Below are 24,517 nucleotides of genomic sequence, written 5' to 3'. Positions count from 1 at the left end.
GTGCGTGGCAGGCCCGTCCGGCTCCCACTCCACCCGGGTGGGCGCTGTTCGCACGGTCTTCACCTTCGCTGGTGGAGGGTCCGCCGTATCAGCGCTGGCTGAGACCCTTTCCTTCAAGAGCCTTTCCGTCATGTTGCTGAGCCGAATCCGACCCTTTGCACTGTCGCTGGCAATCGCCGCGACCGTGGCTGCCTGCGGCGGCCAACCCCAGGCCCCCGAACAGGGCCCGGGTGACGTCACCGTGGTCACGCTGAAGTCCGAGACCGTGGGCCTGACCCGCGAGCTGCCGGGCCGTACCAACGCCTTCCTGGTCGCCGAAGTGCGTCCGCAGGTCAACGGCATCGTCGCCAAGCGCCTGTTCACCGAGGGCGGCATGGTCAAGGCTGGCGAGCCGCTGTACCAGATCGAGGACGCCAGCTACCGCGCACAGGCCAACAGTGCCCGTGCCCAGCTGGCGCGTGCCGAGGCCACCGCCAACGCCGCGCGCCTGAGCGCCAAGCGCATCACCGAGCTGGCCAAGGTCGATGCGGTCAGCCAGCAGGACCTGGAAAACGCGGTGGCCGCGCAGAAGCAGGCCGAGGCTGACGTCGGTGCCGCCAAGGCCGCGCTGGATGCGGCCAACGTCACTCTGGGCTACGCCCGCATCACCGCGCCGATCAGCGGCCGCATCGGCAAGTCCAGCGTCACCCAGGGTGCGCTGGTCAGCGCCGGCCAGGCCAATGCGCTGGCCACCGTGCAGCAGCTGGACCCGATCTATGTCGACCTGACCCAGTCCTCGGCCGAGCTGCTGCAGCTGCGCCGCGAGCTGGCCGCGGGCCGCCTGCAGGACAACCAGACGCTGCCGGTCAGCATCCTGATGGAAGACGGCAGCACCTTCGAGCACAAGGGCACGCTGGAGTTCTCCGAAGTCAGCGTCGACCCGGCCACTGGCAGCTTCGGCCTGCGCGTGAAGGTGGACAATCCGGACGGCCTGCTGATGCCGGGCACGTACGTGCGCGCGGTGATCGGCGGCGGTGTGCGCAGCGATGCAGTGCTGGTGCCGATGGCCGGCATCGCCCGCGATCCGAAGGGTGACACCTCCGCGATGGTGGTCGACAAGGACAACAAGGTCGAAGTGCGCCCGGTCAAGGTCAGCCGCACGGTCGGCGACAAGTGGCTGGTCGAGGACGGTCTGAAGGCCGGCGACAAGGTCATTGTCGAAGGCCTGCAGAAGATCGGCCCCGGCATGCCGGTCAAGGCCACCGAGAAGGGCGCTGCTCCGGCCAAGCCGGCAGCGGCCGCCCAGCCTGCCGCTCCGGCCGGCGACGCGAAGTAAGCGGAGAACCCCATGGCACGCTTTTTCATCGATCGACCCATCTTTGCATGGGTGATCGCCATCATCATCATGCTCGCCGGCGGCCTGGCCCTGTTCAAGCTGCCGGTCTCGATGTACCCCAACGTCGCACCGCCGGCGGTGGAAATCAGCGCCACCTACCCGGGTGCATCGGCCAAGGTGGTCGAGGACTCGGTGACGCAGATCATCGAGCAGAACATGAAGGGCCTTGATGGCCTGATCTATTTCTCCTCCAACAGCTCGTCCAACGGCCAGGCCACCATCACCCTGACCTTCGAGAGCGGCACCAACCCGGACATCGCCCAGGTGCAGGTGCAGAACAAGCTGCAGCTGGCCATGCCGCTGCTGCCGCAGGAAGTGCAGCGGCAGGGCATCAACGTGGCCAAGTCCAGCTCGGGCTTCCTGAACGTCATTGCGTTCGTGTCCGAGAACGGCAGCATGGACGCCAACGACATCGCCGACTACGTCGGTTCCAATGTCGTCGACCGTCTGAGCCGCGTGCCGGGCGTGGGCAACATCCAGGTGTTCGGTGGCAAGTACGCCATGCGCATCTGGCTGGACCCGAACAAGCTGCATACCTATGGCCTGTCGGTTGCGGAAGTGACCGCAGCAGTCAAGGCACAGAACGCCCAGGTGGCCATCGGCCAGCTCGGCGGCGCGCCGTCGATCAAGGGCCAGCAGCTCAACGCCACCATCAATGCGCAGTCGCGCCTGCAGACCCCGGAACAGTTCCGCAACATCATCGTGCGCGGTGCGCAGGACGGTGCCGAACTGCGCCTGGGCGATGTCGCCCGCGTCGAACTGGGTGCAGAGTCCTACGACTTCGTCACCCGCTACAACGGCCAGCCGGCCAGCGGCCTGGCGGTTACCCTGGCCACCGGCGCCAACGCGCTGGATACCGCGGCCGGCGTGGATGCCGCGCTGCAGGACATGAAGAGCTTCTTCCCGGCCGGCCTGAAGGCCGAGATCCCGTACGACACCACCCCGTTCGTGCGCGTGTCGATCAAGGGCGTGGTGCAGACCCTGATCGAAGCGATCGTGCTGGTGTTCGTGGTGATGTACCTGTTCCTGCAGAACTTCCGCGCCACCCTGATCCCGACCATCGCCGTGCCGGTGGTGCTGCTGGGTACCTTCGGCGTGCTGGCGATGCTGGGCTTCTCGGTGAACATGCTGACCATGTTCGCGATGGTGCTGGCGATCGGCCTGCTGGTGGACGATGCCATCGTGGTGGTGGAGAACGTCGAGCGCATCATGTCCGAGGAAGGACTGTCGCCGCTTGAGGCCACCCGCAAGTCGATGGGCCAGATCACCGGCGCGCTGGTGGGTATCGGCCTGGTGCTGTCGGCGGTGTTCGTGCCGATGGCCTTCATGAGCGGCTCCACAGGCGTGATCTACCGCCAGTTCTCGGCCACGATCGTTTCGGCGATGGCGCTGTCGGTGCTGGTCGCGATCGTGCTGACCCCGGCGCTGTGCGCGACGATGCTCAAGCCGCTGAAGAAGGGTGAGCACCACGTCGCACACAAGGGCTGGACCGGTCGTTTCTTCAATGGTTTCAACCGCGGCTTCGACCGCACCAGCGAAAGCTACCAGCGCGGTGTGCGCGGCATCATCCACCGTCCGTGGCGCTTCATGGGCATCGTGGCGGCACTGTTCGTGCTGATGGGCGTGCTGTTCGTGCGCCTGCCCAGCTCGTTCCTGCCCAATGAAGACCAGGGCGTGCTGATGGCGCTGGTGCAGGCGCCGGTCGGTGCCACCCAGGAACGTACGCTGGAATCGATCGCGGCACTGGAAAAGCACTTCCTGCAGAACGAGAAGGATGCGGTGGACTCGGTGTTCTCGGTGCAGGGCTTCAGCTTCGCCGGTATGGGCCAGAACGCGGGCATGGCATTCGTCAAGCTGAAGGACTGGAGCGAGCGTGACGCCGACAATGGCGTGATGCCGATCACCGGTCGCGCGATGGCGGCACTGGGCCAGATCAAGGATGCCTTCATCTTCGCCTTCCCACCGCCGGCCATTCCGGAACTGGGTACCGCGTCGGGCTATACCTTCTTCCTGAAGGACAACAGCGGCCAGGGCCACGAGGCACTGGTGGCCGCGCGCAACCAGCTGCTGGGCCTCGCCGCCGGCAGCAAGAAGCTGGCCAACGTGCGCCCGAACGGCCAGGAAGACACGCCGCAGTTCCGCATCGACATCGATGCAGCCAAGGCGACCTCGCTGGGGCTGTCGATCGACCAGATCAACGGTACCTTGGCCGCCGCATGGGGCAGCTCGTACATCGACGACTTTGTCGATCGTGGCCGCGTCAAGCGTGTGTTCGTGCAGGCCGACCAGCCGTTCCGCATGGTGCCGGAGGACTTCGATCTCTGGTCCGTGAAGAACGACAAGGGCGAGATGGTGCCGTTCAGCGCGTTCGCCACCAAGCACTGGGACTACGGTTCGCCGCGTCTTGAACGCTACAACGGTGTGTCGGCGATGGAAATCCAGGGCGAACCGGCCCCGGGTGTCGCGTCCGGTGACGCCATGGCCGAGATCGAACAGCTGGCCAAGCAGCTGCCGGCGGGCTTCGGCATCGAGTGGACGGCGATGTCCTACCAGGAACGCCAGGCCGGCTCGCAGACGCCGCTGCTGTACACGCTGTCGCTGATGATCGTGTTCCTGTGCCTGGCCGCGATGTATGAAAGCTGGAGCGTGCCGACCGCGGTGCTGCTGGCGGCCCCGCTGGGTATCCTCGGCGCGGTGCTGGCCAACACCTTCAAGGGCCTGGAGCGCGACATCTACTTCCAGGTGGCGATGCTGACCACGGTGGGCCTGACCAGCAAGAACGCGATCCTGATCGTCGAGTTCGCCAAGGAAAACCTGGAGAAGGGGGCCAGCCTGATCGAGTCGATCATGCACGCCGTGCGCGACCGCTTGCGCCCGATCGTGATGACCTCGCTGGCCTTCGGCATGGGCGTGGTGCCGCTGGCAATCTCCACCGGTGCCGGCTCCGGTGCCAAGCAGGCGATCGGCACCGGTGTGCTCGGCGGCATGATCGTCGGCACCGTGCTCGGCGTGTTCTTCGTGCCGCTGTTCTTCGTGGTGGTGCAGCGCGTGTTCAAGCGCAAGTCCACGACGTGACCTGAAACGGTAGTGCCGGCCGCTGGCCGGCACCTACTGCCCGCGTGATGTGAATCCAACGAGGTTGCCGGCCAGCGGCCGGCACTACCTCCTGCCATCCGGCAGTACCGATGGAAGTCATTCCCATGAAAAGTGCATCCCTGTTTCTTTCCATTGCCGCCGCGCTCGCGCTCGCCGGCTGCTCCACCCTGGTGCCGAAGAACACCGCCGTTGCTCCGGCCATTCCGGCGCAGTGGCCGGCCGAGGCCGCGCAGGGCGAGGTGGCCGATGTCGCCGCCGTCGGCTGGCGCGACTTCTTCACCGATGCGCGCCTGCAGCAGGTGATCGACCAGTCGCTGCAGAACAACCGCGACCTGCGCGTGGCCGTACTCAACGTTGAACGCGCGCGCGGCCAGTACCGCGTACAGCGCGCCGACCGTGTGCCCGGTGTGGCCGTCACCGGCCAGATGGACCGCCGTGGTACCGACGCCGGTGTCACCGAGCAGTTCACCGCGGGTGTCGGCGTAGCCGAGTTCGAACTGGATCTGTTCGGCCGCGTGCGCAATCTCAGTGAAGCGGCGCTGCAGCAGTACTTCGCCGTGGCCGCCAACCGCCGCAACGCGCAGCTGAGCCTGGTGGCCGAGACCGCCACGGCGTGGCTGACCTACGGGGCTGATGCGCAGCGGCTGAAGATCGCCGATGCCACGCTGAAGACCTACGAGGATTCGCTGCGCCTGGCCGAGGCCCGCCACGAGCGTGGTGGCAGTTCGGCGCTGGAGCTGACCCAGACCCGTACCCTGGTCGAGACCGCACGTACGGATGCTGCACGTCTGCGTGGCCAGCTGGCCCAGGACCGCAATGCGCTGGCGCTGCTGGCCGGTGGCCAGTTGGATCCGGCACTGCTGCCGGACAGCATCGAACCGCAGCTGCTGGCACTGGCACCGCCGCCGGCCGGCCTGCCCAGCGATGTGTTGCTGCAGCGCCCGGACATCATGGCCGCCGAACACCAGCTGCTGGCGGCCAACGCCAACATCGGTGCGGCACGCGCGGCGTTCTTCCCGAGCATCTCGCTGACCGGCAGCATCGGTAGTGGTTCGAGCGAATTGTCCAACCTGTTCGACAGTGGCACCCGCGTGTGGAGCTTCCTGCCGAAGATCACGCTGCCGATCTTCCAGGGCGGCAAGCTGCGCGCCAATCTGGCCATCGCCAATGCGGACCGTGACATTGCGCTGGCGCAGTACGAGAAGTCGATCCAGGTGGGCTTCCGCGAAACCGCCGATGCGCTGGCGTTGAACGTCAGCCTGGATGAGCAGGTGAGTTCACAGCAGCGCCTGGTGGAAGCGGCCGAACAGGCCAACCGCCTGTCGCAGGCACGCTACGACGCTGGCCTGGACAGCTTCGTGACCCTGCTTGATGCGCGCCGTACCGCCTACAACGCGCAGCAGACCCAGCTGCAGGCGCAGCTGGCCCAGCAGGCCAACCGCATCACCCTGTACAAGGTGCTGGGCGGCGGCTGGCACGAGCGCGGGTAAGCAGTGCTTCTGGTAGGTGCCAACCTTGGTTGGCACGGATGCGTCAGCGCAGGCGGCTGGCCCTGTGCCAACCAAGGTTGGCACCTACCTGGAGATCGAGGGTAATGCCGGCCGCGGGCCGGCATTGTCATTTCAGGAGCTGCTACACCGCTTCATCGTCGCGCCGCGCTGCGTGGCAGGCGCGCACCCGCGCCAGCGCGTCGCCGGCTTCGCGCGCCATCTGCTCGTACTCGCGCCGGATCTCTTCCAGCCGCTCCTCGTCCAGTTCTTCCAGATCCAACAGTTCGTTGTTGGCTTCGGCCGTCGCGCGGATCAGCTCGTCCAGCTTGATCTGCATCGCGGCGGTATCTGCGTTCTGTGTGTGCTGGATCAGGAACACCATCAGGAAGGTGATGATGGTGGTACCGGTGTTGATCACCAGCTGCCAGGTGTCGTTGAAACCGAATACCGGGCCACTGATGCCCCAGATCACCACGATCGCTACCGCGGCCAGGAAGGTCCACGGCGAGCCGGTGGCGGCCGCGGCCTTCTTGGCGATCGTATTGAACAGGTTGCGTGCTTTCATCGTCGTCATCCCACTCAGGTGACGAGGATGATCGGCAGCGGCTCGTGCAGGGGCTGTGCAGCTCAGGCGCGCAGGCGCGGGGCGTCCTGCAGGCGCACCGGGCTGGTCTGGTAGACGTGCTGCCAGCAACGGTCGACGAATTCGCGGGCCTGGGCTTCGCTCAGGCGCGGCATGATCTGCAGCGCGTACTGGGTCTGGAACATCTCGTCGCGCTGCGCATTGCTGGCGCGCGGCTGGGTGATCAGCGAATCACAGGCGAACTTGATCCACGGCACGTAGGAGCCGAACGAGTTGTGCGGTAGTGCGCCGTCGGCATGCTGGCGGCGCCAATGGTCAAGCTCGGCGTCAACGTTGATGACCGGGGGAATGGTGGGGACTTCAGCGTGCATGACAATCCAGTTCGGTTGAGTGGAAAGGGAGTGGGGGTTCATCCGAGTGTGGCCGATGGGGCAGTGGAAGCCGCGTCAGCGCGATGTGGAGCCGGCGTTGCGATTGCCTATCAGTTGCGCATGCTCGACCGCGCCGAGGTCTTCGGCCATGTCGGCCATTGCATTGCACAGGCGCTCATGGTCGAGCGGATGGCCGCGCACCAGTTCCAGCTGCAGGCCCTGGTAGGCGGTCCAGAACAGGGCGCCACGCTGGTGCAGCGCATACTGCTGCTGCAGGCGCTTGCGAATGGCGTCGAGGATCGGGTCGGGCGTGGGGCGTACGGCGTGCGCGCACATGGCTGGCTCCGCCGGGGAAGGAAGTCCCGGTAACCCCACCCTAGGCGCGGCAGCCGGGTAGGGTGTTACCGCAGCGTGTGCGCGTTGCGCAGCTGACTGTGCGCGGGTTCACGGCAATGGCCGCAAACGCTGCCGGCACTAGGGCGTGCCGGCACTGAAGCGTTCATTAAGCGGGTTCAACAGGACACTGCGTGGTGTTCATTCACCGATGTCTTCGTTCCAGATCTCCGGGTGTTGCGCAATGAAGCCGCCCAGCAGGTCCACGCATTCCTGGCTGTCCAGGTCGATCACGTTGACGCCGTTTTCCCGTAGCCAGTCGATGCCGCCCTGGAAGGTGCGCGATTCGCCCACCACCACGGTGCCGATGTTGAACTGGCGCACCAGCCCCGAGCAGTACCAGCACGGCGCCAGGGTGGTGACCATGATGGTGTCCTGGTAGCGGCGCTGGCGGCCGGCCTTGCGGAACGCATCGGTTTCGCCGTGCACCGACGGGTCGCCTTCCTGCACGCGGCGGTTGTGGCCGCAGCCGAGCAGGCGGCCGTCGTTGTGGTACAGCGCCGCGCCGATCGGCACGCCGCCTTCGGCCAGGCCCTGGCGGGCTTCGGCGATGGCGGTCTGCAGCAGGGCCTGGTAGTCGGGCGTGGTGATCATGCGGGGCTCCGGTAAGTCGTGGCCCGCCATGATACGGGCAGGGGGTGCCGCTGGCCCCCGGCGGTGCGATAATCGGGGCCATGAGCGAATCCCCCTACAAAGCCGGTACCACCCATTTCGGGTTCCGCGACGTCGCCGCCAAGGACAAGCAGAAGCTGGTCGGCCAGGTGTTCACCTCGGTCGCGCGCAACTACGACCTGATGAACGACCTGATGAGCCTGGGTGTGCACCGGGCGTGGAAGCGCTACTACGTGGCGACCGCGCAGGTGAAGCCGGGCGACCGTGTGCTCGACCTGGCCGGCGGGACCGGCGATATCGCCGCCCTGCTGAAGGAGCGCGTCGGCGCCGAGGGCTCGGTGGTGCTGGGCGACATCAACGCCGGCATGCTGTCGGTCGGCCGTGACCGCCTGACCAACCGCGGCCTGGTGCTCGGCCTGGACTATGTGCAGTGCAACGCCGAAGCCCTGCCGTTCCCGGACAACAGCTTCGACCTGGTGACCATTGCCTTCGGCCTGCGCAACGTGACCGACAAGGACGCTGGCCTGCGCGAGATGTACCGCGTGCTGAAGGTGGGTGGCCAGGCCCGCGTGCTGGAATTCTCCGAAGTCACCGCCGACTGGTTCAAGCCGATCTACGACTTCCACTCGTTCAAGATCCTGCCCAAGCTGGGCAAGCTGTTCGCCAACGATTCGGACAGCTACCAGTACCTGGCCGAGAGCATCCGCAAGCACCCGCCGCAGGATGAGCTGAAGGCGATGATGGGGCAGGCCGGTTTCGAGCGCTGCCACTACAAGAACCTGACCGGCGGCATCGTTTCGATCCACTCCGGCTACAAGCTGTAAGCCGCGCTTTTGTAGGTGCCAACCTTGGTTGGCACACCCCGGCCGCGAGCGATGAAAGATCCGTGCCAACCAAGGTTGGCACCTACCTGTGGATGCCAACCAAGGTGGGCACCTACCTGTAGAAGCCAACCTTGGTTGGCATGCGCCGGAGGCGCAGGATCGGCCCCGGCCGCCATTACCCCGCACCGCGCAACGCCTGCGGAGCCGGAGGGAGTTACCATTGGGGGTCTGATCCCCGTAACGGTCCCGATTCATGCGTAATCCGCTGATGCTCCTTCCGCTGGCCGTGGCCCTGGCCGCCGGCTGCTCCCAGGAGGCGGCCGCGCCCGCCGCCGCCCCGACTGCCGCCAAGGCCCCCGCCGCCCCCGTGAACGCCGAGAACCGCAGCCACGACGAAAGCTCGTACGCCGAGCCGGACAAGGTCGTCATCAAGGACATCGCGCTGGATCTGAAGCTGGACTTCGACCAGAAGCAGATCGGCGGCACCGCCACCTACACCCTGGAATGGAAGCAGAAGGACGCCAAGCAGCTGGTGCTCGACACCCGCGAGCTGACCGTGTCCAAGGTCGAGGCCGTCGCCGCCGATGGCGCGCGCAGCCCGTTGAAGTTCGAGCTGGCCGCCGCTGACAAGGTGTTCGGCAGCAAGCTGACCATCGAAGCCCCGGAACAGCCGGCCAAGGTGGAAGTGACCTACCACACCGCGCCGACCGCCTCGGGCCTGCAGTGGCTGGCACCGTCGATGACCGAGGGCAAGAAGCTGCCCTTCATGTTCAGCCAGTCGCAGGCCATCCACGCCCGTTCGTGGGTGCCGCTGCAGGACACCCCGAGCGTGCGTTTCACCTACAGCGCGCACGTGGTCTCGCGCCCGGACGTGATGGTGCTGATGAGCGCCGACAACGATCCGAAGGCCGCGCGTGACGGTGACTACACCTTCAAGATGCCGCAGCCGATTCCGTCCTACCTGCTGGCCATCGCTGCCGGTGACCTGGTGTTCGAGCCGATCTCCGGCCGCTCCGGCGTCTGGGCCGAGCCGACCATGGTCAACAAGGCCGCCAAGGAATTCGAAGACACCGAGAAGATGATCGGTGCCGCCGAGAAGCTGTACGGCGAATACCGCTGGGGCCGCTACGACATGCTGGTGCTGCCGCCGTCGTTCCCGTTCGGTGGCATGGAGAACCCGCGCCTGACCTTCGCCACCCCGACCGTGATCGTCGGTGACAAGTCGCTGGTCTCGCTGGTCGCCCACGAACTGGCGCACAGCTGGTCGGGCAACCTGGTGACCAACGCCAGCTGGAAGGACATCTGGCTCAATGAAGGCTTCACCACCTACGTCCAGGGCCGCATCACCGAAGCTCTGTACGGCAAGGAAATGGCCGAGATGGAGAAGCAGATCGACCAGACCGACCTGCTGGCCGAAGTGAAGGACATGAGCCCGGCCGACCAGGCGCTGGCGCTGCCGCCGCTGAACGAGCGTGACCCCGACGAAGCCCTCAGCCAGGTCGCCTACGTCAAGGGTTCGTGGTTCCTGGAATTCCTGGAGCAGCGCTTCGGCCGCGAGACCTTCGATCCGTTCCTGCGTGGCTGGTTCGATGACCACGCCTTCCAGAGCGCGAACACCGACCAGTTCGTCGAGTACCTGAAGAAGAACCTGCTGCCGAAGAATCCGTCGGCAGTGACCGAGGCCGAACTGAAGGCATGGCTGGACGAGCCGGGCATCCCGGCGTTCGCGGCCAAGGCGCAGTCGCGCAACTTCAGCAGCGTCGATACCGCGCGCATCGCGTTTGCCAGCGCCGGCACCGTGCCGAGCAGCCAGGTCATCGCCGACTGGAGCACGCAGGAATGGGTGCGCTTCATCGACGGCCTGGGCGCGACCCAGCCGTTGGACAAGCTGGCCACGCTGGACAAGGCCTTCCACTTCACCGGCACCCCGAATGGCGAGATCGCCATGCGCTGGTATCCGCTGGCAATCCGCAGCGGCTACGAGCAGGCCAATGAAGGCGCGGCCGCCTTTATCGAGCGCGTCGGCCGTCGCAAGCTGATCCTGCCGATCTACGCCGAACTGGTGAAGACGCCGAAGGGGCTGGAGCTGGCCAAGCAGGCCTTCGAAAAGGCCAAGCCGGGCTACCACCCGATCACCACCGCCTCGGTCCAGGACATGCTGGCCAAGGCCGAAGCCAAGTAAGAAAACGCGCCGGGCATCCCCCGGCGCTTTTTTTTGTAGAGTCGAGCTTGCTCGACTGGCTCTTCAACAGCAGTCGAGCAAGCTCGACTCTACAGATATGCGAAAACACGAAGGACCTCCGCCATGAAACGACTGATCCTGCTCACCGCCTGCACCCTGGCCCTGGCTGCCTGCAGCAACCCCGAGGAAGAGCGCAAGGCGCAGGAAGCCGCCGCTGCCGCCGTGCAGGCACAGAAGGAAGCCAAGGCCGAAGACGTGGCCAAGCAGTACGACATGGCCGTGGCCGCACAGGACTGGGAGCGTGCGCGCCTGCATGGCGCCTCGCTGCTGGACCAGTACAAGGACACCGCCGCCGCCGAGCGCATCGCCGCCGGCTTCGACGAGGTCAAGGCCAAGGGCGATGCTGCGCGGGACCTGCGCCGCATGCAGGCGCTGTGGCAGTACAACCAGATCCCGGTGGGCAACAAGGGCAACCAGGTTTCGGCGCAGATCTACAGCAAGGAACGGGTGGATGTGGATGGCAGCGGTGCCAAGCCGGTGCAGCTGGTGTTCCGCGATCACCCGGAGTGGAAGCGGCATGCCTACCTGGTGCTGCAGGCCGGCGATTTCCGTTGCCCGCAGTGCACGGTGAAGGTGACCGTGGACGACGGCAAGCCGATTTCCATGGCGGCCTGGCGCCCGAAGACCGATGAAGCCATCGCGCTGTTCATCACCGACCAGAAGGCGTTGTGGAAGCTGGCGCGCAAGGGCAAGTCGATCAGCATCGAGTTCCCGGTCAAGGCCGGCGGCACGCGTACCGCCGTGTTCGAAACCGGTGGTGTCGACGCCAGCCGCATGCCGCAGTGGTGGCAGTGATGGTTGCGGCGGGCAGCGCAGTGCACGCGTTGTCCGCGATCCGGCACTGGGTGTTCGACATGGACGGCACGCTGACCGTCGCTGTGCATGATTTCGCCGCGATCCGCCGCGCGCTGCTGATCGCCGCGGAGGAAGACATCCTCGACCATATCGCAGCGCTGCCGGATGCACCGGCGCAGGCCAAGCGTGAGTGGCTGCTGGATCACGAGCGCACGCTGGCCGAGGACGCGCTGCCGGCACCGGGCGCGGTGAAGCTGCTGCGCGCGCTGGCGGCGGCCGGCTGCCGGCTGGGCATCCTGACCCGCAACGATCATGCGCTGGCGAAGCTGACCCTGGACGCGATCGGGGTCGGGGAACTGTTCGACGATGCCGACATCATCGGCCGCGATGAAGCGGTGCCCAAGCCGTCGCCGGATGGCCTGCAGCAGCATCTTCGACGCTGGGGAATCGGGGCTGCGGAGGCGGTGATGGTCGGAGACCACGCCTATGACCTGGAGTGCGGCCGCGCCGCGGGCACCCACACCGTGCTGGTCAATCTGCCGGAGAACCCGTGGCCGGGCAGTGCCGACTGGCATTTCGCCGATTGCCGTGCACTGTTGGCGGCCTGGCAGCAGAAGGGGTAGTGCCGGCCGCTGGCCGGCAGTGTCGACCAAGGTAGACACCTACCAAGGCACAGCGTGTCGACCAAGGTCGACACCTACCGAACAGATGCGCGGGCAGTTCGGTTTACGCGCCCAGCGCGTAACCGAACTGCTGCTTGAACTGCTCGTTGAACTCGTCAAAGGTGAAGCGCTGGTTCTGGGTGCCCGGGTGCTCCACCTTCAGCGCGCCCATCAGGTTGCCCATGCGGCCGATGGTCAGCCAGTCGTAGCCCTTCTGGATGCCGTAGATCAGGCCGGCGCGGAACGCGTCGCCACAGCCGGTCGGGTCGACCACGCGGCGTTCGTGCGCCGGCGGGATGTCGTAGCTCTTTTCCGGGGTGTGGATGACCGCGCCCTTCGGGCCACGGGTGGTGATGTAGGCCTTGACCCGGCTGACGATCTCCTTCTCGTCCCAACCGGTGCGTTCCTGCAGCAGGTTCGACTCGTAGTCGTTGACCACCACGTAGTCGGCCTGGTCGATGAAGGCGCGCAGCTCCGGTCCGTTGAACAGCGGCATGGCCTGGCCCGGGTCGAAGATGAACGGGATGCCGTCTTCGTGGAATTCCTGCGCGTTCTGGATCATGCCTTCTCGACCGTCCGGGCCGACCAGGCCCAGGGTCACGCCGGGCACGCCACGCACGTGGTTCTCGTAGGAACGCATCATCGCGCCTGGATGGAAGGCGGTGATCTGGTTGTTGTCGTGGTCGGTGGTGATGAACGCCTGCGGGGTGAACAGCTCATCGATCACGCGCACGCGCGTCAGGTCGATGCCCAGGCCTTCGAAATACTCGCGGTACGGGCCGAAGTCCGAACCGACGGTGCCCATCGGGATCGGCTGGCCGCCCAGCAGGTGCAGGTTGTAGGCGATGTTGCCGGCGCAGCCGCCGAACTCGCGGCGCATGCGCGGCACCAGGAAGGACACGTTCAGGATGTGCACCTTGTCCGGCAGGATGTGATTCTTGAACTGGTCCGGGAACACCATGATGGTGTCGAAGGCAAGAGAACCACAGATCAGAGCGGACATCGATGTAAGCCTATGCGGTGAATTTTGGGGTGGGCCGGCCCGGTTCGGCGGGCAAGCAAACGGCGCCCTTGGGCGCCCGACGGCGCAAAGGTTACCCGCTGGTGCCGCTCAGGGCCAGAACCGGGTGAGACCCGATCAGGCCGAAAGCCTGTGAAGACGCGGGTTCAGCTAGTTTTTTCCTTGCTCGGCGGCAGGCGGGTTGCTAGGCTTGTCGGCCTCGATTTCTGCCCATTTTTTCGCCATCCCGCGGCGGGCACGACACCCCTCAGGACTCCTTCCTCAGATGTTCAAGAAACTCCGTGGCATGTTCTCCAACGACCTGTCCATCGACCTGGGCACGGCCAACACCCTCATCTACGTGCGCGGGCAGGGGATCGTGCTGAACGAGCCGTCGGTCGTGGCCGTGCGCCAGGACCGTGCCATTGGTGGTACCCGCTCGGTGGCAGCCGTAGGCGCCGAAGCCAAGCAGATGCTTGGCCGTACCCCGGGCCACATCACCACCATCCGCCCGATGAAGGACGGCGTCATCGCCGACTTCACCTACACCGAGGCGATGCTCAAGCACTTCATCAAGAAGGTGCACAAGTCGCGCGTGCTGCGCCCGAGCCCGCGCGTGCTGGTCTGCGTGCCGGCCGGCTCGACCCAGGTCGAGCGCCGCGCGATCAAGGAATCGGCCGAGGAAGCCGGTGCCCGTGATGTGTTCCTTATCGAAGAGCCGATGGCCGCCGCGATCGGCGCCGGCATGCCGGTTACCGAAGCCCGTGGCTCGATGGTCATCGATATCGGCGGCGGCACCACCGAGGTGGCGGTGATCTCGCTCAACGGCATCGTCTATTCGGCCTCGGTCCGCATCGGCGGCGACCGCTTCGACGAGTCGATCACCAACTACGTGCGCCGCAACCACGGCATGCTGATCGGCGAAGCCACCGCCGAGCGCATCAAGGTCGAGCTGGGCTGCGCCTACCCGCAGGCGGAAGTGATCGAGATGGAAATCTCCGGCCGCAACCTCGCCGAGGGCGTGCCGAAGATGATCAAGATCAGCTCCAACGAGGTGCTCGAGGCCCTGCACGAGCCGCTGTCGGGCATCGTCAGCGCGGTCAAGCTGGCGCTGGAGCAGACCCCGCCGGAACTGTGCGCCGACGTCGCCGAGCGCGGCATCGTGCTGACCGGTGGTGGCGCCCTGCTGCGTGACCTGGACCGCCTGATTTCCGAGGAAACCGGCCTGCACGTGCAGGTGGCGGACGATCCGCTGACCTGCGTGGCCCGCGGCGGTGGCCGTGCGCTGGAGCTGGTCGACATGCACGGCAACGAGTTCTTTGCGCCGGAATAAGCCGTCCCGGCTGCCTGCGCCCGCAGCGCCCCTCCGGGGTGCGGCCCACCATGAGGGTAGGCCGGCACCGGCGGGGCGTCCGCGTGTTTCCCTTCCGCCTTCTGCCAGTTGAATCGTTGCCGTGCCGCCCTACGCCGGACCTCCCGTTGCTTCCCGATCCGGTGATGCCGCCAGCCCGCTGCGTCTGCTGGCTTATCTCGCACTGGCCATCACCCTGATCGTGCTTGACGACCAGGCCGGCTGGCTTGCGCAGCTGCGCGGGCAGGCCAACAGCCTGGTGCAGCCGGTATGGGCACTGGCGGGACTGCCGGGCAAGCTCGGCAACCAGGTCAAGGACTCGGCGGCCAGCCACGGCCAGCTGGTCAACGAGAACCGTGAACTGCGCAACCAGCTGCTGCTGGCCAACGCCCGCCTGACCCGCCTGCAGACCGCCGCGCTGGATAACGCCCAGCTGCGCGAACTGCTGAACGTGGCCGAGCGCAGTGGCCTGGACGTGCAGCTGGCGCCGATCCTGGACATCGACCTGGATCCGGTGAAGCAGCGTCTGGTGCTCGACGCCGGCAGCCGCGAAGGCGTGCACGTCGGCCAGGCGGTGATCGATGCCGGCGGTCTGATGGGCCAGGTGATCAGCGTCACTGGCGGTACCTCCACCGTGCTGCTGCTGACCGACCCCGACCATGCCGTGCCGGTGACGGTGGCCCGCAACGGCGTTCGCCTGATCGTCTACGGCCGCGGCGACAAGCTGGAACTGCGCGACATCCCGCTCAGCGCCGGCGTGGAGGTGGGCGATGAGATCGTCACCTCCGGCCTCGGTGGCCGCTTCCCGGCCGGGTTCCCGGTCGGCACCATCACCGGCCTGCGCCCGGACGACACGCACGCCTTCCTGGTCGGCGAACTGAAGCCGGCGGCGCAGCTGGACCGCGGCCGCGACGTGCTGCTGCTGCGCCCGGGCGCGGCAATTCGCTTGCCTGCGGCCAGCGAATTGCCGCCGACTGCACCTTCGGCGCAACCGGCCCGCGCATCCTCCCTTACCCCCGCGCCTTCAGCGCGCCCCCCTCTACAAGAGGGGGGCTCTCCACCCGATGCTGGGTCGGCGACGGTAGTGCCGGCCGCTGGCCGGCAACCGACCACGCCGGAGGCCCAGCGATGAGCCGCCTGCGCGACAACCCGTGGGTGCTGCCGGCCAGCCTGGTGGTGGCGCTGCTGCTGGGCCTGCTGCCGTTGCCGGCGCTGCTGCAGCCGCTGCGCCCATACTGGCTGGCGCTGGTGCTGGCCTATTGGGTGATTGAAGCGCCTGAGCGTGTCGGCCTGGGCGTCGCTTTCGCCAGTGGCGTGATCGCCGATCTGCTGTACGGCGGTGTACTCGGCGAACAGGCGCTGCGGCTGGTGATGCTGGCCTTCATCCTGCAGCGCTTCCGCGCCCGCATCCGCTTCTTCCCGATGTCCCAGCAGATGCTGGCCATCGGCGGCCTGCTGTTCAACGACCGCATCGTCAGCGCGCTGGTCCACATCGTGGTGGATGAGCCGACCCTGCCGTGGTCGTACTGGTGGGCACCGCTGCTGGGCATGGGCCTGTGGCCGCTGGTATTCGTGCTGCTGGACGCGGTGCGCTTCGGCAAGCGCGGGCGCTGAGCCATGATCCCGCGCCGCCAGGTCAAGAATCCGCACGCCGAAGCCGAACAGTTCCGCCGCCGCGCGGCGCTGGGCTTCCTGGGTGTGCTGGTCTGCCTGCTGGGCCTGGGCGGCTGGTACTTCAAGCTGCAGGTGCTGGACCACGACGTCTACGCCACGCGCTCGGAAGCCAACCGCATCAAGCCGCGGCCGGTGGTGCCCGGGCGCGGCATGATCTACGACCGCAACGGCCGCCTGTTGGCCGAGAACGTGCCGGCCTTCCGCCTGGACGTGACCCCGGACAAGGTCAAGGACATGGACGCCACCCTGGAAGGGCTGGCGAAGATCATCAGCATCAGCCCGGAAGAACTGGAAGCGTTCAACAAGTCGCGCAAGGCGCGCCGCAAGTTCCTGCCGGTCACGCTGAAGCTGCGCATGAGCGACGAGGAGATGGCGCGCTTTGCCGTCGACCGCTGGCGCTTCCCCGGCGTCGAGCTGGAACCCTACCTGACCCGTCGCTATCCCTATGGCGATCTGTTCGCGCACATCATCGGTTACGTCGGCCGCGTCGATGACAAGGACCTGGAAATCCTCGGCGAGGGCAATGCCGCGCTGACCCACATCGGCAAGTCCGGCCTGGAGCGTTATTACGAGCAGCAGCTGCGCGGCAAGGTCGGCTACGAGCAGGTCGAGACCAACGTGCAGGGCCGTGCGATCCGCACCATCGGCCGCGTCGCCGCGCAGTCCGGCGCCGACCTGCGGCTGTCGATCGACGCCGACCTGCAGCGCGCCATGGTGGCCGCCTTCGGCGACCAGGAAGGCTCGGCGGTGGCGATGGACCCGCGCACCGGCGAAGTGCTGGCGATGGTCAGCCTGCCGTCCTACGACCCCAACCTGTTCGTCAACGGTATTTCCCATGCCGACTTCAAGGCGCTGAACGACAACCCGTCGCGGCCGCAGTTCAATCGCCTGGTGCTCGGTGGCGTCGCCCCCGGTTCCACGCTGAAGCCGCTGATCGGCCTGGCTGGCCTCGATTCGGGCGTGCGCCGCCCGGAAGACAAGGTGCTGTCCACCGGCATGTTCTACCTGCCCGGCACCTCGCGTGGCTGGGGTGACTCGCACCGCGGCGGCCACGGCTGGACCGACCTGCGCAAGTCGATCGCGCAATCGGTCAACACGTATTACTACAAGCTGGCGCTGGATCTGGGCATCGAGCGCTTCGACCATTACATGGAGTACTACGGCTTCGGCCAGCCGACCGGCATCGACCTGACCGGCGAGATCGGCGGCATCCTGCCGTCGCCGGCCTACAAGCGGAAGAGCCGCAAGGAAGCCTGGTATCCGGGTGACACAGTCAACATCAGCATCGGCCAGGGTGACTGGAAGGTCACTCCGCTGCAGCTGGCGCGGGGCGTCAGTGGGCTGGCCAACGGGCAGCTGCGCACGCCCCATCTGGTGATCCAGCAGCGTGCGGGGTTCGACCATGACTGGATGGCGACCGACCCGGGCGAGAGCAAACCGGTCAGCCCGAACCCGAACAACCTGCAGGCGGTGCGCGAAGGCATGATGGCCACCATGCTGCCTGGCGGCAGCGCTGCGCGAATGGCGGCCGGCGCGCCTTACACGATGGCAGGCAAGACCGGTACCGCGCAGGTCGTCAGTCGCAAGGGCACCGCTGCAGTGAACCCGAAGAGCCTGCCGATGCACCTGCGCCACCGCGCGCTGTTCGTCGGTTTCGCGCCGGTCGACCAGCCGGTGATCGCGCTGGCGATCGCAGTGGAGGGCGGTGGTTACGGCGGCGCGGCGGCCGCGCCGATCGCACGCAAGGTGTTCGACGCCTACCTGCTGGGCAAGATGCCCGAAGGCATGCAGCCGCTGGACAGCGAGCGCGGCACCACCGCCATCGGTGCAACCGCATTCGACAACGAAGATGTGGGCGCGCGCCAGGCCGGTGACCTTGCTGCGGCACAACTGGGGGAACACCCCGTGCTGATTGGCGTGCCTGCGCCGGAACCGGCACCCGCACCGCCGCCGGGAACGCCGGCCGCCGCCGCGCTGCCGGCCACGCCACGCCCGACCACCGCGGAGCCCGCACGATGAGAGTGTTCCTGCGTTGGGCCGGCGACATGCTGCGCCGCTTTTTCAGCACGCTGGACTGGGTACTGTGCCTGGCCCTGGGCGCGCTGATGGTGATCGGCCTGGCCACCTTGAAGAGTGCCGGTGGCGACGGCCTGGTGATGGCCCAGGGCGCGCGCTTTGCAGTGGGCATGGCCGCGCTGTGGGGCATCTCACGGGTACCGATCCTGCGCATTCGCTCGGCAACACCGATGATCTACGCGATCTCGATGATCCCGTTGCTGGCGGTGTTCGTGCTGGGCACCGGCAAGTACGGGCGGCAGTGGCTGGACCTGAAGTTCTTCTACCTGCAGCCGGCCGAACTGCTGAAGGTCAGCCTGCCGATGATGGTGGCCTGGTATCTGCACAAGATGCCGTTGCCACCGCGCTTCAATACCGTACTCGTGTCCCTGGTCATCATCGGCGTACCGACCGGCCTGGTGATGCTGCAGCCGGACTTCGGTACCGGTGTGCTGATCGCCGCCAGCGGCGTGTTCGTGCTGCTGTTGGCAGGCCTGCCGTGGTGGTGGGTCGGGCTGGGCGTGGGTGGCGTGGCTGCGGTCGCGCCGGTGGCCTGGTTCTGGCTGCTGCGGCCGTACCAGAAGGACCGCATCATGATGTTCCTGGACCCGGAGATGGATGCACTGGGAGCCGGCTGGAACATCATCCAGTCGAAGATCGCGATCGGTTCCGGCGGCTTCGATGGCAAGGGCTGGGGCGAGGGCTCGCAGTCGCATCTGAACTTCATTCCCGAGCAGACCACCGACTTCGCGTTCTCGGTGCTGAGCGAGGAGTTCGGCTGGATCGGCGTGGCCACCGTGCTGGCGCTGTACCTGGTGGTGATCGGGCGCTGCCTGTGGATCGCCAGCCAGTCGCGCGATTCCTATTCGCGCCTGCTGGCCGGCGCCACCGGCCTGGCGTTCTTCGTCTACGTGCTGGTGAACGGCGGGATGATCTCCGGCCTGCTGCCGGTGGTGGGCGTGCCGATGCCGCTGATCAGCTATGGCGGTACCTCGGCGGTCTCGCTGCTGGCCGGCTTCGGGTTGGTGATGGCCGTGCGTAGCCACAATCCAGTGCACGGCGGCTACGGGTAACAACGGCCGCGCCTTTCATCGCGCTTCCATATGCTCGATTGCTTCTCGCTGTTCTGTAGAGTCGAGCCGTGCTCGACTGCTTCTGCTGCATGAAAGGCAGTCGAGCACGGCTCGACTCTACAGACGCAGAAGCACCCTGACAGCTTCACGCAAGCGCGCGTTGTTACCGTGGCCAGCGTGGACTGGAAACGAATGCTTGGCGGCTGCCGTGAGGCGGTGCGCACGATCGACCTGCCGTTGCTGGTCGCGTTGTTGATCCTGATGGGCGCGGGGCTGGCGGTGCTGCACAGCGTGTCCGGTCCGGTCACCGGGCAGGCGACGCGCTTCGCCGGTGGCCTGCTGGCGATGTGGCTGCTGTCGCGTGTTTCGCTGCTGCGCCTGCGCGCGTGGACACCGGCGCTGTACGCGCTGTCGATGCTGCCGCTGATGGCGGTGTATGTGATCGGCACCGGCAAGTACGGGCAGCGCTGGCTCAACCTCGGCGTCTTCTACCTGCAGCCCTCCGAGCTGCTCAAGCTCAGCCTGCCGTTGATGATGGCCTGGTACCTGCACCGGCAACCGCTGCCACCGTCACCACGCACGGTACTGACGGCCGCAGTGCTGATCGGCGTTCCCGCCGTGCTGATCCTGATGCAGCCCAACCTCGGTACCGCCACGCTGGTCACCGCCAGCGGCGTGTTCGCGTTGTTGCTGGCGGGCCTGCACTGGGGCTGGGTGGCCACCGGCGCGGTGGGGCTGGCGGTGGCCGCGCCACTGGCCTGGCTCGGCGTGTTGCGGCAGTACCAGAAGGATCGCGTACTGACCTTCCTAGACCCGGCAGCAGACCCGCTCGGCACCGGCTGGAACATCCTGCAGTCGCGCATCGCGATCGGTTCCGGTGGCTGGCAGGGACGTGGCTGGGGGCAGGGCACCCAGGCCACACTGGATTTCCTGCCCGAGTACACCACCGACTTCGCGTTTTCGGTGCTGGCCGAGGAATTCGGCTGGATCGGTGTGGCGACGCTGTTCGCGCTGTACCTGTTCGTGGTCGGGCGTTGCCTGTGGATCGCAGTGCACGCGCGCGACACCCATGCGCGGTTGCTGGCCGGCAGCCTGGGGCTGGCGTTCTTCGTCTACGTATTGGTGAACGGTGGAATGATTTCCGGCCTGCTGCCGGTGGTGGGCATTCCGATGCCGTTGATCAGTTATGGCGGGACATCGGCGGTCTCGTTGCTGGCCGGCATCGGCCTGGTGATGGCGGTACGTGGGCACCGCCCCGTGCACGGGGGATAGGGTTTCCAGCCAACGGCGCAGCCCCTCGTGGGTGGTCGCGCAAAGCAGTTCATGGGTGGGGCCGGGTAGATGGGCTGCGCAGGGGACGCTGCAAGTACGTCCATGTAAGCTCGGTCGCCGCATCCATGCGGCTCACGCCCCTGCGCAGCCCATCTACCCGGCCACGGACAGGTTCCGTGCGCGTCCACCCACGGAGAAGAAAAAGAAGATCAAAAGCAAAAGCGGCCTGGCGGGTCGCTTCCTTGCTTTGTGTAGAGCCGAAGGCAGCGGCAGGAGCCGCTGCCAACGTCGCCCACGGCGACGGCCCGAAGGGTGCCGGTCAGGACGACCGGCATAGCCATGCTCGGCTCTCGAGCAAGCGCAGCGCGCGACCCGCTTGTGATCTTCTCTTTCTTCTCCGTGGGTGGCAGACCACCGAAATCTGTCAGAGGGCGGTCGGGTTGGGTATGCGGGGGTGTCAGCCGCATGGGCCCGAGGCATGCCTCGGGCGGGTTGGGCAGGACGCCCAAACCCTGGCCTTGCCGCGCGTGCAGGACTGCGCGCAAGAGCAAGCGGCTGCCAAGCCTCCAGGGGGTCACTTCAGGGACGGATTCACGGCGTCCCCCGCGTACCCAACCCGACCGGCCCAGCGGCGGCTTCTGCTTTCCGCAACACACCCCACCCACGAGGGGCTGCGCCGTTGGCTGGAAACTTCCTGACTCTGCGCAACGCCCGTTGTGGAAGCGTTCTCACAACGATGCACGGCAGCACGCCCACTGACCAAAGTCCGGAAAAAGCGTTAGCTGGTTCACACTTTTACAGCGCGTTGATCCTGATCAATGGACTTGTCGTAATCGGCCTGCACAATGGCGGCCCGTTCGGCACGGCGCGCCGTCAATCGTTGCAGCGCGAGGGGGCGTCGGGCGGGAAGCAGTACTGATCCAACGGGTACAGGGAGCGCGGAGCACTGCCACTGGGGAGCGGCAGCCGCGCGGGTACCGACCGGATCCGGTCGCCGGTTGCGTCTGCGGGGATGGGGACGCAACCGGCAACCTCTATCTGAATGGGGAAGTGTGATCACGACGTCTTCACATTTCCCGCTACTCGCAGGCAAATCGTTGTGATTCATGGTGTTAGGGGTTTTAATTCATCCATGACCTGCTAACCTGCGACGATGATTCGACGCACTCTGGCCTGCATGCTCACCCTCGGCCTGGTCGCCTGCGCGACCCAGCCGAAGTCCCCACCGTCTTCGCCCCAGGCCAGCAGTACGCCGCGCCAGCCCGCCGCCAAGGCCCATGGCCCGGCCGAGGCCGCGCCCGAAGCCGCTGCCGCCACCGCGCCGCCGGTCGATCTCACCCCGGTGCCGTTCGAGGTCGCACGGGCCCGCTTCATTGCCGATACCGCCAAGCGCTATGGCCTGAAGCCGGAGCAGATCAGCAGCGTGCTCGACCAGGCGCAGGTGCGCCAGCCGATCATCGCCGCGATGTCGCGCCCGGCCGAACGGGTCAAGCCGTGGAACGAGTACCGGCCGATGTTCATCAGCAAGGCGCGCATCGATGGCGGCCGCGCGTTCCTGGCCCAGCATCGCGCCGAACTGGATCGCGTGCAGCAGCGCACCGGTGTGCCGGCCGAAGTGATCGTGGCGATCATCGGCGTGGAAACCAGCTACGGCAAGAATGCCGGCAGCCATCGCGTGCTCGATGCGCTGTACACGCTGGCGTTCTACTACCCGCGCAGCGGCGACCCGGCCAAGCTGGAGCGCGAAGTGCGCCGCGAGCTGTTCTTCCGCGATGAGCTGGCCAAGTTGTTCGAGCTGGGCCGCGAAGAGAACCTGGACATCACCACGCTCAAGGGCAGCTATGCCGGCGCGATGGGCATGGGCCAGTTCATGCCGTCCAGCTACCTCGATTACGCGGTGGACGGTAATGGCGACGGCCGTCGCGACCTGTTCACCAGCTACGACGACGTGTTCTCGTCCATCGCCAACTACTTCGTGAAGAAGGGTGGCTGGGTGCGTGGCGGGCAGGTGGCCGTGCCGGCCACGTTGGCGCCGGGCCGCGAGGAATTCAATCCGACCGAATGGATGCCGACCTGGTCGCTGGCCGACCTGGCGAAGCGTGGCTACCAGCCCAGCGCAGCGGTGCAGCCGGGCGCCACCGCTACGCCGATCACGCTTGAAGGCAGCACCGGCAAGCAGTACTGGCTGGGCTTCCAGAACTACTACGCGATCACCCGCTACAACCTCTCGAAGATGTACGCGATGGCCGTGTTCCAGTTGTCCCAGGCCATTGCCGGACAGGAGCTGCCCCCGGCATGAACATCAGATGGCTGGTCCCAGGCTTGATCGTCCTCGCGCTGGCTGCCTGCAGCAGCGCGCCGAAGAAGCCGGCCACGGCCGGCCATGGTGGCAAGTCCGGCGGCACCCTGGTGCAGGGGCGCGGCTCGCGCCCGGCACACTGCCCGGAAGGATCGCCCTACGCGGCGGCCAAGGAAGACCTGAGCACCCGCGGCAACTACACCGCCGGTGGCCTGTACAAGCCGGGCGTGCGTGACAGCACGCCGGACTACATTCCCAACGTGGCCTGCATCCCCGAGCCGGAAGTGACCGCGGAAGAACGCTCGGCGATCGGCAACAAGACGCCGTACGTGGTGCTGGGCAAGTCGTACAAAGTGCTCGACGACACCCGCAACTATGTCGAACGCGGCACCGCGTCGTACTACGGCGCCAAGTTCCACGGCCGCCTGACCTCCAACCGTGAGGTCTACGACATGTACCAGTTCACCGCTGCGCACAAGACGCTGCCGCTGCCCAGCTTCGCCCGCGTGACCAACCTCGACAACGGTGAGTCGGTGATCGTGCGCGTCAACGATCGCGGTCCGTTCCATGATGGCCGCGTGGTCGATCTCAGCTATGCCGCCGCTGTGCGCCTGGGCATCACCCAGCGCGGCACCGGCAACGTGGAAGTGCGCGCGCTGCAGCCGGGTGAGGGCAACCTGCTGGCGCAGAAGCCGTCGCGCCGCGAGCGTCGTGCTGCGGAAGCGGCCGCCGCCAGCGCTGTAGCCAGTGCGCGCCCGGCACCGACCGCGCGTGCCGCCGCCGACAGCGACATCGATCGCCTGGTCAAGGGGCTGCCGGCCGATGGCATGCCGGCGCGTGGCCAGCCGGCCACCACCCAGGGCATGGCCAGCACCGTGCCGGATGTGGCGGTCAGCAGCCTGCCGCCGAGTGCTCCGCCGGTGCGCAGCACCGCATACGCGCCGGCTCCGGCGGTCGTTGCCAGCACCACGCCGCGCGCCGCTGCGCAGGCACCGGTCCGCACCGCCGCCGCTACCCCCAGCCTGTCGCAGCAGGTGATGGGCGCAGTCATGGTGCAGGTTGCCAGCTTCTCCAACCGTGACAACGCCAACCGCGCGATGGGCCAGCTCAACGCCGCCGGCATCGTCGGTGCCACCATCAGTGACATCGCCGCCGGTGGCCGTACGCTGTTCCGCCTGCGCGTTCCCGCCAGCGACCATGCCAGCGCCGCGGAACTTGTCGGCCGCATCGCCGGTCTGGGGCTGGGTTCGCCGCAGATCGTCAAGGATTGATCCACCCGGGCCGGTGCTGCCGGCCCATGCTGCCCCGGCCTTACAATGGCCGCTACGTTCCACCCTCCATTCCTGGCCG

The 24,517-nt window shown here is 66.8% G+C and carries 20 protein-coding genes; 15 read left to right on the top strand and 5 right to left on the bottom strand.

From position 1 onward, the window contains the following. Positions 1-130 precede the first annotated feature (130 nt). The 3 genes from smeD to smeF all read left to right on the top strand — a co-directional run bounded on the left by smeD (position 131) and on the right by smeF (position 5,961). On the top strand, positions 131-1,315 hold the full coding sequence (gene smeD, locus N7573_RS14860) for a multidrug efflux RND transporter periplasmic adaptor subunit SmeD (RefSeq protein ID WP_154264460.1): 1,185 nt from the start codon (positions 131-133) through the stop codon (positions 1,313-1,315). A 12-nt stretch (positions 1,316-1,327) separates the two neighbouring features. Beyond that, on the top strand, positions 1,328-4,450 hold the full coding sequence (gene smeE / locus N7573_RS14855; RefSeq protein ID WP_279943207.1) for a multidrug efflux RND transporter permease subunit SmeE: 3,123 nt from the start codon (positions 1,328-1,330) through the stop codon (positions 4,448-4,450). A gap of 110 nt (positions 4,451-4,560) precedes the next feature. Next, positions 4,561-5,961: a multidrug efflux RND transporter outer membrane subunit SmeF gene (smeF, locus tag N7573_RS14850; RefSeq protein WP_125893439.1), complete on the top strand. Its 1,401-nt coding sequence runs from the start codon at positions 4,561-4,563 to the stop codon at positions 5,959-5,961. Between the two features lie 142 nt (positions 5,962-6,103). Here the strand turns inward: smeF and N7573_RS14845 are convergent, their stop codons facing one another. From N7573_RS14845 to N7573_RS14830, 4 genes are all read right to left on the bottom strand, one after another. Then, complete coding sequence (locus tag N7573_RS14845; protein ID WP_032129005.1) at positions 6,104-6,526, bottom strand: low affinity iron permease family protein; 423 nt, start codon at positions 6,524-6,526, stop codon at positions 6,104-6,106. A 62-nt stretch (positions 6,527-6,588) separates the two neighbouring features. Further along, complete coding sequence (locus N7573_RS14840; RefSeq protein ID WP_014038526.1) at positions 6,589-6,915, bottom strand: hypothetical protein; 327 nt, start codon at positions 6,913-6,915, stop codon at positions 6,589-6,591. A 75-nt stretch (positions 6,916-6,990) separates the two neighbouring features. Continuing rightward, a complete protein-coding gene (locus N7573_RS14835) occupies positions 6,991-7,251 on the bottom strand; it encodes a hypothetical protein (RefSeq protein ID WP_197615762.1) in 261 nt (86 codons plus the stop codon). Positions 7,252-7,449: 198 nt separating this feature from the next. After that, positions 7,450-7,902 carry a nucleoside deaminase gene (locus tag N7573_RS14830; protein WP_005411083.1) on the bottom strand — a complete coding sequence of 151 codons (453 nt, stop codon included), beginning with the start codon at positions 7,900-7,902 and terminating at the stop codon, positions 7,450-7,452. Positions 7,903-7,982: 80 nt separating this feature from the next. Here N7573_RS14830 and ubiE point away from each other — a divergent pair, with 80 nt between their 5' ends. The 4 genes from ubiE to N7573_RS14810 all read left to right on the top strand — a co-directional run bounded on the left by ubiE (position 7,983) and on the right by N7573_RS14810 (position 12,404). Further along, on the top strand, positions 7,983-8,744 hold the full coding sequence (gene ubiE / locus N7573_RS14825) for a bifunctional demethylmenaquinone methyltransferase/2-methoxy-6-polyprenyl-1,4-benzoquinol methylase UbiE (RefSeq protein ID WP_005411082.1): 762 nt from the start codon (positions 7,983-7,985) through the stop codon (positions 8,742-8,744). A 253-nt stretch (positions 8,745-8,997) separates the two neighbouring features. Then, positions 8,998-10,926 carry a M1 family metallopeptidase gene (locus tag N7573_RS14820; protein WP_049463229.1) on the top strand — a complete coding sequence of 643 codons (1,929 nt, stop codon included), beginning with the start codon at positions 8,998-9,000 and terminating at the stop codon, positions 10,924-10,926. A gap of 123 nt (positions 10,927-11,049) precedes the next feature. Further along, positions 11,050-11,781 (top strand): hypothetical protein, encoded by a 732-nt coding sequence (locus N7573_RS14815; protein ID WP_019337678.1) that lies wholly within the window; start codon positions 11,050-11,052, stop codon positions 11,779-11,781. Beyond that, positions 11,781-12,404 carry an HAD family hydrolase gene (locus tag N7573_RS14810; RefSeq protein ID WP_279913785.1) on the top strand — a complete coding sequence of 208 codons (624 nt, stop codon included), beginning with the start codon at positions 11,781-11,783 and terminating at the stop codon, positions 12,402-12,404. The genes N7573_RS14815 and N7573_RS14810 overlap by 1 nt, the downstream gene beginning before the upstream one ends. A gap of 103 nt (positions 12,405-12,507) precedes the next feature. Here N7573_RS14810 and N7573_RS14805 read toward each other — a convergent pair whose 3' ends face one another. Beyond that, the gene (locus N7573_RS14805) at positions 12,508-13,446 is read right to left on the bottom strand and encodes a carbohydrate kinase family protein (protein ID WP_134951036.1); all 939 of its coding nucleotides are present in this window, start codon (positions 13,444-13,446) and stop codon (positions 12,508-12,510) included. Between the two features lie 283 nt (positions 13,447-13,729). On the opposite strand from N7573_RS14805, the gene N7573_RS14800 reads away from it, so the two are divergent. The 8 genes from N7573_RS14800 to N7573_RS14765 all read left to right on the top strand — a co-directional run bounded on the left by N7573_RS14800 (position 13,730) and on the right by N7573_RS14765 (position 24,438). Further along, complete coding sequence (locus tag N7573_RS14800; RefSeq protein WP_005419402.1) at positions 13,730-14,776, top strand: rod shape-determining protein; 1,047 nt, start codon at positions 13,730-13,732, stop codon at positions 14,774-14,776. 121 nt (positions 14,777-14,897) lie between these two features. After that, a complete protein-coding gene (mreC, locus tag N7573_RS14795) occupies positions 14,898-15,926 on the top strand; it encodes a rod shape-determining protein MreC (protein WP_279943206.1) in 1,029 nt (342 codons plus the stop codon). Continuing rightward, positions 15,923-16,408 (top strand): rod shape-determining protein MreD, encoded by a 486-nt coding sequence (gene mreD, locus N7573_RS14790; protein WP_049463232.1) that lies wholly within the window; start codon positions 15,923-15,925, stop codon positions 16,406-16,408. The genes mreC and mreD overlap by 4 nt, the downstream gene beginning before the upstream one ends. Before the next feature lie 3 nt (positions 16,409-16,411). Then, positions 16,412-18,487 (top strand): penicillin-binding protein 2, encoded by a 2,076-nt coding sequence (gene mrdA / locus N7573_RS14785; RefSeq protein WP_107433308.1) that lies wholly within the window; start codon positions 16,412-16,414, stop codon positions 18,485-18,487. Beyond that, entirely contained in the window at positions 18,484-19,596 is a 1,113-nt protein-coding gene (gene rodA / locus N7573_RS14780) for a rod shape-determining protein RodA (RefSeq protein ID WP_032130317.1), read from the top strand. Before mrdA ends, rodA (N7573_RS14780) begins: the two co-directional genes overlap by 4 nt. Before the next feature lie 192 nt (positions 19,597-19,788). Continuing rightward, positions 19,789-20,868, top strand: coding sequence for a rod shape-determining protein RodA (rodA, locus tag N7573_RS14775; RefSeq protein ID WP_279913878.1), 1,080 nt, complete (start codon positions 19,789-19,791; stop codon positions 20,866-20,868). A 1,153-nt stretch (positions 20,869-22,021) separates the two neighbouring features. After that, a complete protein-coding gene (gene mltB, locus N7573_RS14770) occupies positions 22,022-23,167 on the top strand; it encodes a lytic murein transglycosylase B (RefSeq protein WP_049400491.1) in 1,146 nt (381 codons plus the stop codon). Beyond that, on the top strand, positions 23,164-24,438 hold the full coding sequence (locus tag N7573_RS14765; RefSeq protein ID WP_279913270.1) for a septal ring lytic transglycosylase RlpA family protein: 1,275 nt from the start codon (positions 23,164-23,166) through the stop codon (positions 24,436-24,438). Before mltB ends, N7573_RS14765 begins: the two co-directional genes overlap by 4 nt. Positions 24,439-24,517 lie beyond the last annotated feature (79 nt).

The organism is Stenotrophomonas sp. GD04054, assembly GCF_029836955.1.
GTDB lineage: Bacteria > Pseudomonadota > Gammaproteobacteria > Xanthomonadales > Xanthomonadaceae > Stenotrophomonas > Stenotrophomonas maltophilia_A.
This window is presented reverse-complemented; position numbering and strand designations above follow the sequence as displayed.

Coding starts and splice junctions, on each gene's coding strand:
- smeD (WP_154264460.1), top strand. CDS start 131: ATGTTGCTGAGCCGAATCCGACCCTTTGCACTGTCGCTGGCAATCGCC.
- smeE (WP_279943207.1), top strand. CDS start 1,328: ATGGCACGCTTTTTCATCGATCGACCCATCTTTGCATGGGTGATCGCC.
- smeF (WP_125893439.1), top strand. CDS start 4,561: ATGGAAGTCATTCCCATGAAAAGTGCATCCCTGTTTCTTTCCATTGCC.
- N7573_RS14845 (WP_032129005.1), bottom strand. CDS start 6,526: ATGAAAGCACGCAACCTGTTCAATACGATCGCCAAGAAGGCCGCGGCC.
- N7573_RS14840 (WP_014038526.1), bottom strand. CDS start 6,915: ATGCACGCTGAAGTCCCCACCATTCCCCCGGTCATCAACGTTGACGCC.
- N7573_RS14835 (WP_197615762.1), bottom strand. CDS start 7,251: ATGTGCGCGCACGCCGTACGCCCCACGCCCGACCCGATCCTCGACGCC.
- N7573_RS14830 (WP_005411083.1), bottom strand. CDS start 7,902: ATGATCACCACGCCCGACTACCAGGCCCTGCTGCAGACCGCCATCGCC.
- ubiE (WP_005411082.1), top strand. CDS start 7,983: ATGAGCGAATCCCCCTACAAAGCCGGTACCACCCATTTCGGGTTCCGC.
- N7573_RS14820 (WP_049463229.1), top strand. CDS start 8,998: ATGCGTAATCCGCTGATGCTCCTTCCGCTGGCCGTGGCCCTGGCCGCC.
- N7573_RS14815 (WP_019337678.1), top strand. CDS start 11,050: ATGAAACGACTGATCCTGCTCACCGCCTGCACCCTGGCCCTGGCTGCC.
- N7573_RS14810 (WP_279913785.1), top strand. CDS start 11,781: ATGGTTGCGGCGGGCAGCGCAGTGCACGCGTTGTCCGCGATCCGGCAC.
- N7573_RS14805 (WP_134951036.1), bottom strand. CDS start 13,446: ATGTCCGCTCTGATCTGTGGTTCTCTTGCCTTCGACACCATCATGGTG.
- N7573_RS14800 (WP_005419402.1), top strand. CDS start 13,730: ATGTTCAAGAAACTCCGTGGCATGTTCTCCAACGACCTGTCCATCGAC.
- mreD (WP_049463232.1), top strand. CDS start 15,923: ATGAGCCGCCTGCGCGACAACCCGTGGGTGCTGCCGGCCAGCCTGGTG.
- mrdA (WP_107433308.1), top strand. CDS start 16,412: ATGATCCCGCGCCGCCAGGTCAAGAATCCGCACGCCGAAGCCGAACAG.
- rodA (WP_032130317.1), top strand. CDS start 18,484: ATGAGAGTGTTCCTGCGTTGGGCCGGCGACATGCTGCGCCGCTTTTTC.
- rodA (WP_279913878.1), top strand. CDS start 19,789: ATGCTTGGCGGCTGCCGTGAGGCGGTGCGCACGATCGACCTGCCGTTG.
- mltB (WP_049400491.1), top strand. CDS start 22,022: ATGATTCGACGCACTCTGGCCTGCATGCTCACCCTCGGCCTGGTCGCC.
- N7573_RS14765 (WP_279913270.1), top strand. CDS start 23,164: ATGAACATCAGATGGCTGGTCCCAGGCTTGATCGTCCTCGCGCTGGCT.